At 74.8% G+C, this 15,781-nt stretch carries 5 protein-coding genes; 4 read left to right on the top strand and 1 reads right to left on the bottom strand.

Annotated features, from left to right (window positions below; all coding sequences use genetic code 11):
- The first annotated feature begins 64 nt into the window (after positions 1–64).
- The 3 genes from ACWD26_RS36605 (at position 65) to ACWD26_RS36595 (ending at position 2,023) form a co-directional block, all read left to right on the top strand.
- Positions 65–832, top strand: a complete 768-nt coding sequence (locus tag ACWD26_RS36605) for a hypothetical protein (protein WP_451276760.1) — start codon at positions 65–67, stop codon at positions 830–832.
- Between the two features lie 131 nt (positions 833–963).
- A complete protein-coding gene (locus ACWD26_RS36600) occupies positions 964–1,536 on the top strand; it encodes an AMIN-like domain-containing (lipo)protein (protein ID WP_451276758.1) in 573 nt (190 codons plus the stop codon).
- 166 nt (positions 1,537–1,702) lie between these two features.
- Positions 1,703–2,023, top strand: coding sequence for a hypothetical protein (locus tag ACWD26_RS36595; protein ID WP_451276756.1), 321 nt, complete (start codon positions 1,703–1,705; stop codon positions 2,021–2,023).
- A 78-nt stretch (positions 2,024–2,101) separates the two neighbouring features.
- On the opposite strand, the gene ACWD26_RS36590 is transcribed toward ACWD26_RS36595, so the two are convergent.
- On the bottom strand, positions 2,102–2,902 hold the full coding sequence (locus tag ACWD26_RS36590; RefSeq protein WP_451276755.1) for a HEAT repeat domain-containing protein: 801 nt from the start codon (positions 2,900–2,902) through the stop codon (positions 2,102–2,104).
- A 114-nt stretch (positions 2,903–3,016) separates the two neighbouring features.
- Between ACWD26_RS36590 and ACWD26_RS36585 the strand changes: the two genes are divergently transcribed.
- Entirely contained in the window at positions 3,017–15,766 is a 12,750-nt protein-coding gene (locus tag ACWD26_RS36585; protein WP_451276754.1) for an amino acid adenylation domain-containing protein, read from the top strand.
- Positions 15,767–15,781 lie beyond the last annotated feature (15 nt).

Below are 15,781 nucleotides of genomic sequence, written 5' to 3'. Positions count from 1 at the left end.
TGCGACACCAGGATGTCGCGCCACCAGGATGTCCGGCCCGACCTCAGCAGGCGCCATGTTCAAGATGTGCAAGGCATTCACCACGTCGCTCGCAGCGTCGCTCAAGACGTTCGTCGAGCAGTACGCGAAGAACCAGCAGGTCAAACGTGATCTGCTGGTCCAGCGTGGTGAGCAGGAACGACGCTGGCGGGAGGAGGACCGCACGGTCCTGCGGGCCGCCCTCGCCGCGAACCGGGTCGCCCTCGACCAGCACAACGGCACGCTCCGGCGCGCGGCCGGCGTCTCGTACCTCACGCTGCGCTGCCACGAGGACACCTGGACCTTCCTGGCCCGCACGGCGTTCGGCATCTGGGAGCCCGGCTGGACCCAGAGCACCCGCGACCCGTACGACCGCGTCGGCCCCGGCGCGACCAAGGCGGCCCGCTTCACGGCCGACCCCAACCTGCCGCCGGGCCGGATCACCAAGGCGGACGGCGGCATGCAGGACGTCCTGGTCTCCGGCCACAACCTCGTCCTCCTCCTCGACGCCCTCCGCGAGGCCACCACCGCCGAGGCCACCGCCAACGGCGCCCGCAGCAGGACCCTCTACGACCGCCTGGCCGCCTTCACCGCCAAGCTCGACCCGACCGCTCCGCCCGGCCGCACCACCGGAGTCCTCTGCCGGATCGACGACAGCCTGCACAGCCAGTACGTGACCAGGCCGCCCGGCGGCGGCCCGGGCACCACCGGACGCGCCACCACGACCCCGCTCCTGCGCAAGGTCCCCTCCCCCGCCCCGGCGTCCCGCCGCCACCGCCCGGAACGAAGCGGCTCGCCCGTGGCCCAGAAGTAGCCGCCGGTTCCCGGCCCGCTGTCACCGCCCCGGGGCGATTTCGCGACGCCCGGAGTACAACCTTCCGCCATACCCGCCTGTCTCATCCGATATCAGCGCCACATCGGCGTTGTGTCACCAAGGGGGGCGACATGCGACGAATCGGAGCCGCGTTGGCGGCACTCGCGCTCGCGGGGACCGCGATCGGGACGGCGGCGGCCACCGCGAGCGCCGCGCCGGGAGGCGCCGCGCGCGGCGCCACAGCCTGCCCGACGGGCTGGGGCAGCGGCGTCAAGGGCAGCCCCGACAGCGGTGCCGTGCCGCTGTCGGACATCAGGACCGGCCGGCACGACTGCTACGACCGCATCGTGTTCGACGTCCCCGACGGCGGTGACCGCGTCGGCTACTACGTCCAGTACGTCGACCGGCTCCACCAGGCCGGCTCCGGCGACCCCATCGCGGTGCGCGGCGGGGCCATCCTCGAGATCCGGGTCGCCGCGCCGAGCTACGACCCCGAGACCGGCGGGGTCGCGTACCCGGGCGAGGTGGCCGCACCCCTGCCCGGCGTCGACATCTCCGGCTACCGCACCTTCCGCGACACCCGCTTCGCCGGCAGCTTCGAGGGCGAGACCCAGATAGGCCTCGGCGTCCGAGCCCGCCTCCCGTTCCGGGTACTCCAGCTGCCGGACCGGCTGGTGGTGGACGTGGCGCACAGCTGGACGTAGACGGGGGTTGAGTGGACGGGGCTTGAGTAGGCTGGGTGAGGGGTCGGGGTGAGCCGTTTCGGCCGCCCCCTCCCCCGTACGGCAGCGATCTTTTGCCCCGCCCTTGCCCCCGGCGGGTTCTCTGTTGGCCGGGTCGCGTCAGATGGTGGACCCGGAAGGAGGACCCGTGTTCGCGATCAAGGTGGCCCTGACCGTGTTCTTCGCCGGTCTGCTCGTCCTCGGTCTCACCGCGCTGGCCAGCGGCCGGATCCTCGTGCCGGTGCTCGGTCTGCGGACACTCCCCCGGCCGAGGTGGTGGGGAGCGGGCGGGGCCGCGACCTGCTCCGGGGGCCTGCTGAGCCTGTGGGGGTCCACACCCATGTACGGGCCGGCCCTCGTGCTGCTGGGGGTCGGCCTGACGTCCATGGCGAGGAAGCCGTATCCGAGCCCGCCGCAGTCCGGGACGCCGACTCCGTCGAGCCAGGGGCCCGGGGCTCCGGTGGCCTAGGGGCTGAATGGGGAAAGGGCTGGTCACCAGGGGGTTTGGTCACCAGGGGGCTGGTCACCAGGGGTCCGCATGGGTGGGCTACCCCTCACGCACCGCTTCCACCGCGTCCCGCACCTCCGGATGGGGGTCGGCGGCGAGGTGGTCGAGCAGGTCGGTGACGCCGGGGGTGGACCAGTGGGAGACCGCCCAGACCAGGTCCTCGCGGACGCCCGGGTCGGGGTGGGTGGAGAGGCGGGCCAGCCGGTCGAGGGGTCCCCGGCGGCGCATGCCGAACCAGTGCAGGGCCTCCCGGAGGGTGACCGGGTCACCGGGGTCACCGGCCGCGTCGATCCGGGCGAGCAGGGTCCGGGCGGGCGGCGGCGGACCGTCCAGCGGGTGCGGGAGCCGCTCGCGCAGGCGCCGCGCCCCGTACCCGCCGCGCACCCGGCACCCGAAACAGGTGCAGGGCCGGGTGCCGTGCGCGTCCGGCAGATACCGCCACCCCACCACCTGCGGTGCCGGCCGCACCCGGTGCACCTCGCGCGGCCGGATCGCCCGGGGCACGAACACCTCCCACCCCCGCGGGTCGGCCGTCGCCGAGATCCGCCGCACCGCCTCGGCCGCGGTGACACTGTCCTGCCCGCCCCGCGCACGGTCCGTGTACCGGCCGACCAGCACCTCCTCGGCGTCGTCCAGCCGCACATGCACGGCCACGAGCCCGCCCCTGCTGCCGAACCGGCCCAGTTCACGCAGCCACTGGTGGGTGAGGGTGTACGACGGCAGCACCGGGAAGCAGTAGACGCCGCGCGCCCCGCCCTGCCCGTGAGCGGTCGCGCGGACTCCGGCCCGCCGGATGCGCGGCGCGTTGGCCGCCGAGGTCAGGTGCACGAACATCGCCATGGCTCGGCATGCTAGGCGGCCACCCGGACGGGGGACACGCTGGCGTTCTGCGGCGGTGGGTCTTCCGTAGGGCCGACTTGTAAGGTCCGCACGGTGGAGAGATCGAATGAAGGTATGACCGGCGCAGCGGAGTCGACGCTGCTGGACGTGCTGCTCGCGGCGGCGCGGGAGGCCCCCGGTCAGACCGTCGTTCACGTCCGGGGCGACGGCGCCGAGCACACGGTCACCTTCGCCGAACTCCGGGACGACGCGCTGCGCGTGGCCGGCGGCCTCCTCGCGGCGGGCGTGACACCGGGCACCCCGCTGCCGCTGGTCGCCGACCGGGGCGACACCTTCCAGCCGATGTTCTGGGGCGCGCTGGCGGCGGGCGCCGTGCCCGTACCCCTGGCCCCGGAGCCGCGCCGGATCGGCCCTGTCCGGGAACTCCTGGGCGGACCGCCCGTGCTCGTGGACGGGGCGGCAGCGGCAGCCGCCGTCCTGGAAGGCACCACAGCTGAGGATCAGCTCGACGGCGAGATACGGGTGTTGCGGCTGGACGAGCTCCGGGAGGGCCGGCCGCCCGGGCGGCTCCACCGCGCCTCCCCCCAGGACGTCGCCTTCCTCCAGTTCTCCTCCGGCAGCACCGGCGCCCCCAAGGGCGTGGAACTGACCCACGCCGGCGTCCTCGCCAACCTCCGCCAGATCCGCGCCGCGACGGCCATCACCGCCGACGACGTGATCGCGACCTGGATGCCGTACTTCCACGACATGGGTCTCATCGGCACGCATCTCGTCCCCATGGCCGCGCGCCTGAAGCAGGTACGCATCGAACCGCTGTCCTTCGCCAAGCGCCCGGCCCTGTGGTTCGAGGCCGTCGCCCGCCACCGCGCGACCCTCCTCTCGGCCGCCAACTTCGCCCTCGCCCTCGCGGTACGCCGCGTCCCGGCCGCCGCGCTCGCGGGCCTGGACCTGAGCCACGTACGCCTCATGCTCGTCGGCGCCGAGCCCATCGCCCCGCGTGTCTGGCGGGAGTTCACGGCCCGGACCGCACCGGCGGGGCTGGACCCGCGCGCCCCGCTGCCGGTGTACGGCCTGGCCGAGGCCACGCTCGCCGTGACCGTACCGCCGCTGGGCGAGATCGCCACGCCACTGGTGCTGGACCGGGACGCGCTCGGCCGGGGGTATGTGGTCGATGCCCAACCGGGGCCGCACGCGGTGGAGTTGATGGACCTGGGGCGCCCTGTGGAAGGCTGCGAGGTCCGGATCACCGACGGGCGGCGGAGTGCTTCGGCCGCGCTGGGCGAGGCGCGGGTCGGGCATGTGGAGGTGCGGGGGCCGCAGTTGGGGCGGGGGTACCACCGGACGCCCGAGGCGAGCGCGGACGCGTTCGGGGGTGACGGGTGGCTGCGTACCGGCGACCTGGGCTTCGTGCGGGACGGGCGGCTGTGTGTCACCGGGCGCCACAAGGACGTGGTGTTCGTCAACAGCCGTACGTTCCACGCGTCGGACCTGGAGGAGACGGTCGCGGCGACGCCGGGGCTGCCGCCGGGGGCCGTGGCGGTCGTGGGGTCCACCGATCCGGACGGCGGGGGCGAGCGGGTCGTCGCGTTCGTGCAGTGGGCGCGGGCCGAGCGGGCGACCGGCGCGCCGGTGGTCCGGGCCGCCGCCGGGCGACTGCGGGAGGTTCTCGGCCATGACGACGTACGGGTGCTGCCGTTGCCGCCGGGGGCGTTCGCGCGTACGACCAGCGGAAAACTGCGCCGGGGCGTGATGCGTGCGCGCTTCGAGGCCGGGGAGTACGGGGTGGTCGAGGACCGGTGGGGTGACGCCGCGACGGCGACGCCGGGGGCGACAGGGGCAACGGGGGCGACGGGGGCGACGGGGGCGACGGGGGCGACGGGGGCGACGGCCGGAACAGTGGAGGGTGCGGGTGTGGCCCCGCGGTCGCTGCGCGAGGTTCAGGGGACGGTACGAGGGGTCTGGGCGCGTGCTCTGGAGCTTCCGGAGTCCGAAGTCGGGCTCGGGGAGCGGTTCTTCGATCTCGGGGGGTCGTCGCTGAAGGCGATGGCGGTGCTTGCGGGGTTGGAGGACACGTTCTCCGTGACGGTGGAGCCGAGGGTTCTGCGGGATCACGACACGGTGGCGGGGCTGGCCGGGTATGTGGTCGGGCTGTTGGGGGAGGGGGAGGCGGGTGCGGGTGCGGGTGCGGGTTCGGCTTCGGGCGCGGGTGCGGGCGGGCGCCTGACAGCTCGGGAGGAGCTGTCCGGTGGCCACCGCCGGCACGTCGTGGCTGATCGCGCAGTTCCCCGCGCCCCTCAAGGGCCTGCGGCCCTCGCGGACGCCGCCGACGGTACCGAAGCTCGTCCCGTCGCTGGTCCCGTCGCTGATCCCCTCGCTGTTCTGTCGGTGGCCTGTCGGTTTCCCGGGGTCGGGAGTGCTGAAGGGTTCTGGGAGTTGCTCGCCGCCGGGCGGGAGGCGGTCGGCGGTGTGCCCGAGGGGCGGTGGGGGGACCGGTCCGGCCCGGTCGGCCGGGCCGGGGCCTTCCTTGCCGAGCCGGCGGGGTTCGACGCCGTGTTCTTCGGTATGGACGACGCGGAGGCACGGGCGACCGACCCGCAGGCGCGGATCTTTCTGGAGCTGGCGCACGAGGCGTTGGAGCGGGCCGGGTACGCGGGCCCCCGGCGGGCCGGCCGCAGGGTGGGGGTCTTCGCGGCCACCGGCGACAGCGGCTACCGCGAGATCCTCGCCGAGGCCGCCGACGGGGACCTCGCCCGCCACCCGGCCGCGCTCACCGGCAACCTCCCCAACCTGATCGCCGCCCGCGTCTCCCAGGTGCTGGACCTGAACGGCCCCGCCCTGGCCGTCGACACCGCCTGCTCCTCCGCCCTCGTCGCCCTGCACCTGGCCCGCCGCAGCCTGCTCTCCGGCGAGTGCGACCTCGCCGTGGTCGGCGGCGTCAACCTGGGCCTGACCCCGACCGGCCACCGCCTCCTCGAAGCCACGGGCGCCCTGTCGCCGACGGGCCGGTGCCGCGCGTTCGGCGCCGACGCGGACGGTTTTGTGCCGGGGGAGGGCGGCGCGGCGATCGTGCTCGCCCGCCTCGCCGACGCCCGCACCGCCCACGACCCGGTCCTCGCCCTCGTACGCGGCACGGCGGTCAACAACGACGGCCGCTCGCTCGGCCTCCTCGCGCCCACCCCGCGCGGCCAGCGCGAGGTGATCGGCCGGGCGTACGCGGAGTGCGGCGTCGACCCCGCCGACGTGTCGTACGTCGAGGCGCACGGCACGGGCACGCCGATCGGTGACCCCGTCGAGGCGCAGTCGCTCGGGCAGGCGTTCCCGCCACGGCCCGACGAGGTCCCGCGCCGGCTCGGCTCGGTCAAGTCGAACCTGGGGCACCTCCTCAACGCGGCCGGCATGCCCTCCCTCGTCAAGGTCGTCCTCGCCCTCTCGCACCGCCAACTCCCGCCGTCCCTCCACACCACCCCACCCGCGCCCTTCCTCGAACGCGTCGCACCCGGCTTCCGCCTCGTCACCGAGCACGAGCCCTGGACCGACGGGGAGGGCACCGAGGGCCGCCCCCTGATCGCCGGCGTCAACTCCTTCGGCTTCGGCGGCACGAACGCGCACGCGGTTCTGGAGGAGGCGCCGAGGGAAGCGGGGGCGGGGGTGGCCGAGGGGATGGTGGCGGCCGACACGGGGAAGGTAGCGGCCGACACAGGGATGGTGGCGGACGGCACCGCCGCCCGTGGCCCGCACCTCCTGACCCTGTCCGCGCGCACCGGTGACGCGCTGCGCGTCGCCGCCGCCGAGTTGGCCGCGCATCTGCGGGCCCACCCCGAGCTGGACGAGGGCGAGGTGTGCGCCACCGTCAACACCGCCCGGGACGAAGGGCCGTACCGGTTGGCCGTGGTGGCGCAGGGCGACCTCGCCGAGCGGCTCGAAGCGGCGGCAGCCGTGCGCTCGGCCGCGCCCTCCGGAAGCCTCGCCGGCGAGGCGGCGCCGGAACCCGTACGGGTCCGCCCCCGCACGGTGTTCGTGTTGCCTGGGCAGGGGGCTCAAAGACCGGGTGCCGGGAGGGATTTGTACCACTCGGCGGCCGTGTTCCGTGACGTCCTGGAGGAGGCCTCGTCCCTCACCGGGCCGGTGCTCGGCCGTTCCCTGGCCGCCTGGTGTCTGGACGAGGACGCCGCCCCCGCCGACCTGGCCCGCACGGAGGTGACGCAGCCGCTGCTGGTCGCGTTCGGGGCGGCGCTGGCCGCGCAGTTGGCCGCGTGGGGTGTCACGCCGGACGCCGTCGTGGGGCACAGCGTCGGCGAGATCACCGCCGCGTGCGTCGCCGGGGCCCTGCCCCTGGCCGAGGCGGTCGGTTTCGCCGCCGAACGCGGGCGCCTGATGGGCGGGCTCGCCGCGCCGGGTGCGATGGCGGCCGTACGGGCGGACGAGCACACCGTCGCCGCTGTCCTCTCCGACCTCGCCGGCCTCTCCGCGTCCGGCGGCATCCTCTGTGTGGCCGCCGTCAACTCGCCCTCGCAGGTGGTGCTGTCGGGTGAGCCGGAGGCCGTGGACCGTGCGGTCGCCGCCCTCACCGCCCGAGGCGTGGCCGCCCGTCGCCTCCGCGTCTCGCACGCCTTCCACTCCCCCATGGTGACCCCGGTGCTCGACCCCCTCCACAACGCCGCGAAGGCCCTGACCGTCCACCCGGCGACCGTGCCGATGCTGAGCACCGTCACGGGCCAGTGGGGCCCGGACCTGACCTCCGGCTCCGGTTACTGGCGCGACCACGCCGTCCGCCCCGTCCGCTTCGGCACCGCCATCGCCCGGCTCCTCGACGACGGCTACGACACGTTCGTCGAACTCGGCCCCGGTGCCTCCCTCTCTGGCCCGATCCACGCGGTGGCCGCCGCACGGCCCGGCCCCGGTCGCGATCCCGGCCTCGGTCGCGATCCCGGCCCCGGTCACGATCCCGGCCTCGTGCCGTCCACCGTGCAGGTCACGCAAGCCGGGGCCGTAGCGGGCGCCGGGGCGTTGCTCGAGACGGTCGGGCGGCTCTGGGCCCGTGGCGTCCCGCTGGCCGCGACGTCGCCGGCACGCAGCACGGTACGGCGACGGGTGCCCGTCCCCACGTACCCCTTCCAGCGCCGCCGCCACTGGCCGGAGCGGCTCACCACGGCGCCCGGGTCCAGTACGGCATCCGCGCCCGATCCGACGTCCACATCCGCATCCGCATCCGGTACGACGCTCACCTCCCCCGGCGGCGACCTGCCACCCACCCCGCAGCCCCTCCTCTGGCGCGACGCCCCGCTGACCGCCGCGCCCGGCCCCCGTGTCGTATGCCTCACCGGCGCCGACACGCCACTTCGCCGGGCCCTCACCGACCGGCTCACCGGGCGTGGAGTGACAGTGGTGGGGCCGGCGCCGCACGAGGGCTCGCGGACGGCCGCTCCGGAGACCGTCGTGTGGTTCGCCGGTGACGCCACGGGCCCCGCGTCGGAGACCAGCGCGGCCGTCTCCGCCCTGCGTGAGGTGCTGCCCTCGCTCGACCCGAGCCCCGGCCGACTGCTCCTCGTCACAGAGGACGCGTACAGCACCGGCGGCGGCGACCGCCCCGCCCGCCCCCGCCCCGCCCAGGCCCTCCTGCACGGCTTCGCCCTCGCCCTCCCCGAGGAACACCCAGGCCTCTCCTCCCTGAGCGTCGACCTGACGTCCCAGGACCCCCTGCACCTGCAACTCGACGCGCTGACAAGCGAGTTGTGCTCCACCATCGCATCCGGCACCACTGCGGCCGGCACCGTCGCGGCCGGCACCGTCGCCTGGCGAACAGGCCGCCGACTCACCCGCACGGCCACACCGACGAACGAGACCGGGACCCCGAGAACCCCCACTCCCCTCCCTCCGAACGGCACCTACCTGATCACCGGCGGTGCGGGCGGGCTCGGCTCGGCGCTCGCCCGGGACCTCGCGGAGCGGGGCGCCCCCTCCCTCGTCCTGACCGGCCGCACGGTCACTCCACCCCGCGCCCTGCTCACCGCACTACGCGCCCTCGGCGCCCACGCCCGCTACCAGGCGGCCGACATCAGCGACGCGGCCGACGTCGACGACCTCATCGCCGGCCTGCCACCGCTGGACGCGGTGTTCCACGCGGCGGGTACGGCCCGCCCCGGCAGCCTGCGCGGCAAGCCGGACGACGAGATCGAGGGCGTACTGGCCGCCAAGGTGCGCGGCACGACGCTGCTCGCCGAGGCCCTGCGCAGGCACGGCCAGGAGGGCGCCCACTGCGTCGCCTTCTCCTCCGTCTCCGCCGTACTGCCCGGCCTGGCCGGCGCCCTCGGCGACTACGCCGCCGCCAACTCCTTCCTCGACGCCTTCGCCACCGCGGAACGCGCCGCGGGCCGCCCCTGGCAGTCGATCGCCCTCGGCCCCGTCGCCGACACGGGCCTGGCGAGCGGGGCGGGCCCACAGCCCCGACTCCGCTCGCACGAACCCGTACCCGACGCACTCGCCGCACCCACGACACGCACCACGCCCACCACGCTCACCCCCATGACCGCGCGGGCCGCCCTGGCCGGTCTGCACGCGGCCGTCGGCCTGGACGCGGCGCACGTACTGGTGGCGGGCATGAGCGCCTTCCCGGCCCCCGCATCCGACTCCACGCAGGCGAACCTCCCGACCGCTCACCTCCGCAAGACCGGCCGACGCGACGACCCGAGCGAGCCGATCGCCCCAAGCACCCCCAGCACCCCCCTCACCACCATTCCGCCGTCCCAGGTCACCACCGTCATACGCAGCCTCCTGGCCGACGCCCTGCACCGTGCCCCACAGGACATCGGCGACGACGAACAGTTCCTCACCCTCGGCCTGGACTCCCTGAGCGCCGTCGACCTGGCCCGCCGCCTGGAACGCGAACTCGGCCTGCCCCTGCCGGCCACGCTCCTCTTCGAACACCGCACGATCGGCGAACTGGCCACCCATCTGACCACCGCCACCCACACCGCCCCAGCGACTCCGGGCACCGCCCCCACGACACCGACCGACCAAGCCCCTCTCCCCCTCACCCAACTCCAACTCGCCTTCCACACCACCGAATCCCTTCACGAGGGCATCACCGCCTACGGCTACGTACGCCAGAGCATCAGCGGCCCCCTCGACACCGCCCTCCTCGGCCGAGCCCTCGCCCACCTCGCCGCCCGCCACCCCATGCTGCGGATGCGCGTCACCGATGACGGCGGCGCACGACCGCGCCAGTACGCCGCGCCCGCCGGCCCCGTGGACACGGCACCTCGCTGGTACGACGTACAGGAAAGCCACGACCTGCCCCGCCTGGAACGGGACCTGTGCAACCGCCCGTTCGACCTGAGGACCGAGGACCCCGTACGGGCCGTCCTCGTCCACGACCGTGAGGACGCGGACCTCGCCCACCTGCTCCTGGTCGTCCATCACGCCGCCGCGGACGGTTTCAGCCTCAAACTCCTCGCCGAGGAGCTGTGGTCGCTCTACACGGCGCTGGTGGATGGAGACGAGAGACCCGAACTCCCCACCCCGCCATGCCAGTTCGCCGACTACGCGGACGCGGTGCACGCCGAACGCCGGTCCCCGGCCTACGCACGGGACCAGCGGTACTGGCGCGACCGTCTGACCGACCACACCCCGACGCCCGCGCCCGCGCCCGCGTCCGCGCCCACACCCATGCCCTTCGCCCTGCCGTACGACGGCGACCCCGAAGCGCCCCCGGCCCCGCCCCTCCTCCACCACCGCACCGGCATCGACGCGGCGCTGACCGCCGCGCTCCGGGAGACCGCCGCGCGGCACGGCGTGTCGTTGTTCCACCTGTTGCTGGCGGCGTACGGACGTTGTCTCGCGCGGTGGAGCGGGCGGCGGGGCGTCTCGGTCAATGTGGCGCGGGCGCGGCGGGAGTTGCCGATCGCCGGCATCGACCGGCTGGTGGGGCCGCTGGCCGACACCCTGCCGGTGTTCGTGGACGTCGACCCCGCCGAACCGGTCACCGCGCTCGCCGACCGGCTGCGGCGGATCTGGCGGGAGGCCGAGGCCCACGCGACCCTGGACAGCACCGACTTCGCCCGACTGCTGTCCGAGATACGCCCCACCACCGGCCCGGCGCCGCGCACGGTGGCCGAGGCAGGGTTCAGCTTCGCCCGCTTCCCGGTGGTCCACGGCCCCGACTGGCCGGTCACCGTCACCCCGACGGCCGCGGCCACCGCCTCCGCCGCCACCCGTCTCGGCCTGCTCTGCTGGGAGGCCGACGCGGCCCTGCGCCTGTCGTGGAACCACCCGGCCCACCTGTTCCGCCCCGAGACCGTACGCCGCCTCGCCGACGAGTACGTCGACGAACTGCGCGCCTGCGTCACGGCTCCCGACACAACCGGCCGTGGGATCGTGGACCGGCTGAGCGCCCAGTTCCGCGCCACGCCCCGGTCCGTCGCCGTCGACACCGGCGCGGCCACACTCACCTACGCCGCCCTGGACACCGCCTCCGCCGCCCTCGCCGCCCGGCTGCGCGCCCACGGCGTACGCCCCGGCGACCTCGTCGGTCTCCTCACCGAACCGGGCGGCACGGACACGGTCACCGGAGTCGTCGGCATCCTGCGTGCGGGCGCCGGCTGGGTACCGCTCGACGCCACCCACCCCGCCGCCCGGCACAGTGACCAGTTGGCCCGTACGGGAGTCCGCGTCCTGGTCTGCGACACGTCGACGCTCGCGGCGGCCGCCGACCTGGACGGCGTCACACCGGTGACCGTGCGACAGCCCACCCCCCGGAAACCCGCCCCCGGCACCGCCCTCGATCCCGATCCCGATCCCAATCTCGATCCCGATCCCGATCCCGAAGCCATCGCCTACGTCATCTTCACCTCCGGCTCGACGGGCCGTCCCAAGGCCGTCCCCATCACCCACCGGTCGATGACGAACTACCTCGACTGGTCGCTGGCCACCTTCGGCTACGGCCCGGGCGACCGGCTGGCGCAGACCGCCTCGGTCTGTTTCGACGCCTCCGTGCGGCAGTTGCTGGCCCCACTGCTGGTCGGCGCCACGGTGCACACCCTCTCGCGGGACCTGTTGCGCGACCCCGAGGCCCTGCTCGACCGGGTCGTGGCGGACCGGATCACGGTGTGGAGCTCGGTGCCGACGCTGTGGGAACGCCTGCTGACCGCCGCCGAGGAACGCGCCCGGCAGGGCGGCACGGCCCCCGACCTCTCCGCACTGCGCTGGGTCCACGTGGGCGGCGAGGCCCTGCCCGCCGCCCACGTACGCCGCTGGTTCGACCTCCTGACCACCGACACCGACACCGGAAGCAGCGGTGCCGGCAACGGCCACCACCGGGTCGCCAACCTCTACGGCCCCACCGAGGCCACTATCAACGCCACCTGCCACATCATTGACACCCGCCCGGCCGACGACGTACGCCAGCTCCCCATCGGCCGACCGGTCGCCGGCACCGAGCTGGCCGTGGTCGACGCCCACGGACGCCCCTGCGCCCCCGGCGAATCCGGCGAACTCCTCATCGCCGGAACCGGCCTCACCCCCGGCTACCTGGGCGACCCCCACCTCACCGCCGCCGCCTTCACCGAACGCGACGGCCGCCGTTGGTACCGCAGCGGCGACCGTGTCCGCCGTATGGCCGACGGGGTACTGGAGTTCCTGGGCCGGCTCGACGACCAGGTGAAGGTCCGGGGCCACCGCGTGGAACTCGGCGAGGTCGAGGCCGCCCTTCTCGCCCACCCCGGCCTGGCCCGCGCCGCCGTACTCCTGCGCGACGGACGGCTCGTGGCCTACGTCGAGCCCCGGGCCGGCACGCACGCCCCCGACCCCCGCGAGGTGCGCGCCTTCCTCGCCCGCACCCTGCCCCCGTACATGCTCCCCGCCCGCGTCCACTCCCTCCCGGCCCTCCCCCTGACCGGCACGGGCAAGATCGACCGCAACCGACTCGTTCCCCGCAGCGAGGCCGGGGCGGACACGGACACCGAGCCCCGGCACGAGCACCCGCGCACCCCGCCCACGTCCCCGACCGAACGCCTGCTGGCACGCGCATGGTCCGAACTGCTGGATGTCCCGGAGCCCGAGATCCACCAGGAGGACGACTTCTTCACGCTCGGCGGCGACTCCCTCACCGTGCTGGAACTGTTCTCCCGCCTACGCCACGAACGCCCCGCACTGCCCCGCCCCACCGCCGTCTACGCACACCGCACCCTCACCGCCCTGGCGGCAGCCATCGACGCCGCCGCCACCGCCGCCTCCGCGACAGCCGCAACCGCCGTAACCGCCGCGACAGCCGCAACCGCCGCTGGCCCGACCGAGACTCAGGCCCCCGAACCAGCAGCCGCCCTCGATCCCCTCAGCCCGTACCCCCTCACCCCCTCCCAACAGGGCTTCCTCCTCGCCGACGCCATCGCGACCGGAACCAACCCCGCCTGGCTGGCCCGCTTCCGCATCCACGGCCCCTTGAACCCGGACCTGTTCCAACGCTCCGTCGACGTCCTCCTGGCCCGGCACCCGATGCTCCGCACGGTCTTCCCGGCCGGCGCCCGCCCACCCGTACAGCAGGAACTCCCCGACTCGCTACGACTCCCCGTCGAGACGGAGACCCTGACCCACCCCGACCAGCTGGAGGAACGGGTGGCGGAGGAAGCGAACCGCCGTTTCGAACCCTGGGCCTGGCCCCTGCTGCGTCTGCGCCTGTTCGCCGTCGCCCCCGACGAGCACGTCCTCCTCGTCCACGCCCACCACCTCATCGGCGACGGCTACAGCGCGGCCCTCCTCACCCGCGAACTCCTCACCGTGTACGGCCGTTTCGAACGCGGCCTGGCCCTCGGCCTGGAGCCCCTGCGCTCCACCTTCCGCGACCACGTCCTCCACCGGCCCTCGGGCCGACAGGCCCCGAACCGACAGGACGCGGACCCCCAGACCGAGGAGTACCGCGCCCGCCACCACACCCCGTACACCCCGCCCTCCCTGCGCGCACCCCACCCCAACGGCACAGGTACGGGCTCCCCCGGCTTCCACACCACCACCCTCGCCCTCGACGCGGACCGCACCCGAGCCCTGCGCCGCCTCGCCCGGACCGCCGACACCACGCTGTACGCCCCGCTCCTCACCGCGTACTACCGCGCCCTCGCCACCCTCACCGGCCAACGCGACCTGGTCCTCGGCCTGGCCGTCACCGGCCGGGACGAGACGACACCGGAAGCGCACCGCGTCTTCGGCCCGTTCGCCGAGGCGGTGGCGCTGCGCCCGGCTCTCCTCCCCGCCGCCCCCGACACCGGCTTCGGCGCGGACCTGCGCCGTATCGCCGCCGAGACGATCGCGGCCCGCACCGCCGGCCCCCTGGACCTCCGTACGGCCCAAGGCCTGCCCCGTACCGCCCAGTTCTTCTTCACGTTCCTCGACTTCACCTCCCTCGGCGGAGCCCCGGACACCACCCTGACCCTCCGCGCCGACGACACCGACACCGCGCTCGCGCCACCACCGGTCGGCACCGACGTGTTCCTGGCGGTACGCCCGTCCCCGGACGGCCAAGGCCTGCGCATCACGGCCCGCGCTGCGGCGAGCGCCCTCACGTCCGGCCAACTCACCTCGTTCGCAGACGAGTTGATCAGCCAGCTGACGGACGCCTCACACGAGGACGCCCCGAGCCCGTTCCCTCCCCTCGACGCCGCCCTCATCGGCTACCTCCCCGCCCCGCACCACCTCTCCGCCTTCGCCGGCCTCCCCCCACACGCGGCCCCGAGCCGGGAACAGATCCGCGCCCTCCTCTTCCCGGACGGCCGGGCCAGACTCCTGGAGAGCGTCACCACGCCCCTGGGCAGATCCGGTTTCCTCTCGCTCCCCCTGTTCGCCGACGAACTGACCGGCCCGGCCGGCGTGACCGAGCTGGCCGGCCTGACCGCGCGGGCCGTGGAGCACGCCGCGTCGCTCGGCGCCCGCTGCGTCTCGCTGGCCGGCATGATCCCGTCGCTGACGGGCTACGGCTACGACGTACTGCGCGAGACCTCTCCGGCCCCCCAGACCACCCCAACCACCACGAGCACCCCAACCACTCCCACCACCCCCACCACCACGACCCTCACCACCGGGCACGCGGCCACGACCGTCGCCGTGGTCAAGACCGTCCACACCGCGCTCACCGCCACCCACCGCGACCTCGCCGACCTCACCCTGGCCGTGGTCGGCTGCGGTTCCATCGGCACGTCGTCCCTACGCCTGCTCCTGGCCCGCAGCCCCCGCCCACCGGCCGGGCTCCTGCTGTGCGACCTCCCCGGCAGCGCCCCACGCCTCCACCGCCTGGCCACGGAAGTGTCGGCCGACCACCCCACCATGGCCGTACGGGTCGTCGAGTCGGCCGGCAGCCGGGCCCTCCCCGCCGAGGTGTACGGCTCGGCCGACCTCATCGTCACGGCGGTCAGCGGCGGCCCGACGACCCTCCTGGACGTCGACCGGCTGCGGCCCGGCACGATCGTCGTGGACGACTCCTTCCCGCACTGTTTCGACACGGCGCGGGCCCTGGACCGTATGAAGCACCAGCAGGACGTACTGATCGTCGGAGGCGGCCTGTTGGCCCTGGACCCCACCGAGACGCACCTGGCGCCGGACCTCCCGGCCCTGGTCCGCACCGGCCGGGCCACCGCCCGCACCCAGCACCACATCCCGGGCACCCTGGCCTCCTGCCGCCTGGAGTCCCTCCTCCACGCCCACGCCCCCGACGGGGAACTGCCCCTGATCCACGGCCTGGTCGACCTCCCCCGCGCCCTCGCCCACTGGGACGCCGCCGAAGCCGCCGGAGTCCGCGCGGCGCCCCTCCACCTCCTCGACCACACCGTCCCGCCGGAAGCCCTGAGCGCCCTGCCCCGCCCCGGATCGGAAGGCGACGCGTGAGTCCCGGGGGCTAGC

This window comes from Streptomyces sp. NPDC002787 (assembly GCF_053592095.1).
The sequence above is the reverse complement of the archived record's forward strand: the minus strand, read 5'-3'. Positions and strand labels throughout refer to the sequence as shown.

Excerpts from the sequence above, each read along its gene's own strand:
- ACWD26_RS36605 (WP_451276760.1), top strand. The coding sequence starts at position 65 with ATGTGCAAGGCATTCACCACGTCGCTCGCAGCGTCGCTCAAGACGTTC.
- ACWD26_RS36600 (WP_451276758.1), top strand. The coding sequence starts at position 964 with ATGCGACGAATCGGAGCCGCGTTGGCGGCACTCGCGCTCGCGGGGACC.
- ACWD26_RS36590 (WP_451276755.1), bottom strand. The coding sequence starts at position 2,902 with ATGGCGATGTTCGTGCACCTGACCTCGGCGGCCAACGCGCCGCGCATC.
- ACWD26_RS36585 (WP_451276754.1), top strand. The coding sequence starts at position 3,017 with ATGACCGGCGCAGCGGAGTCGACGCTGCTGGACGTGCTGCTCGCGGCG.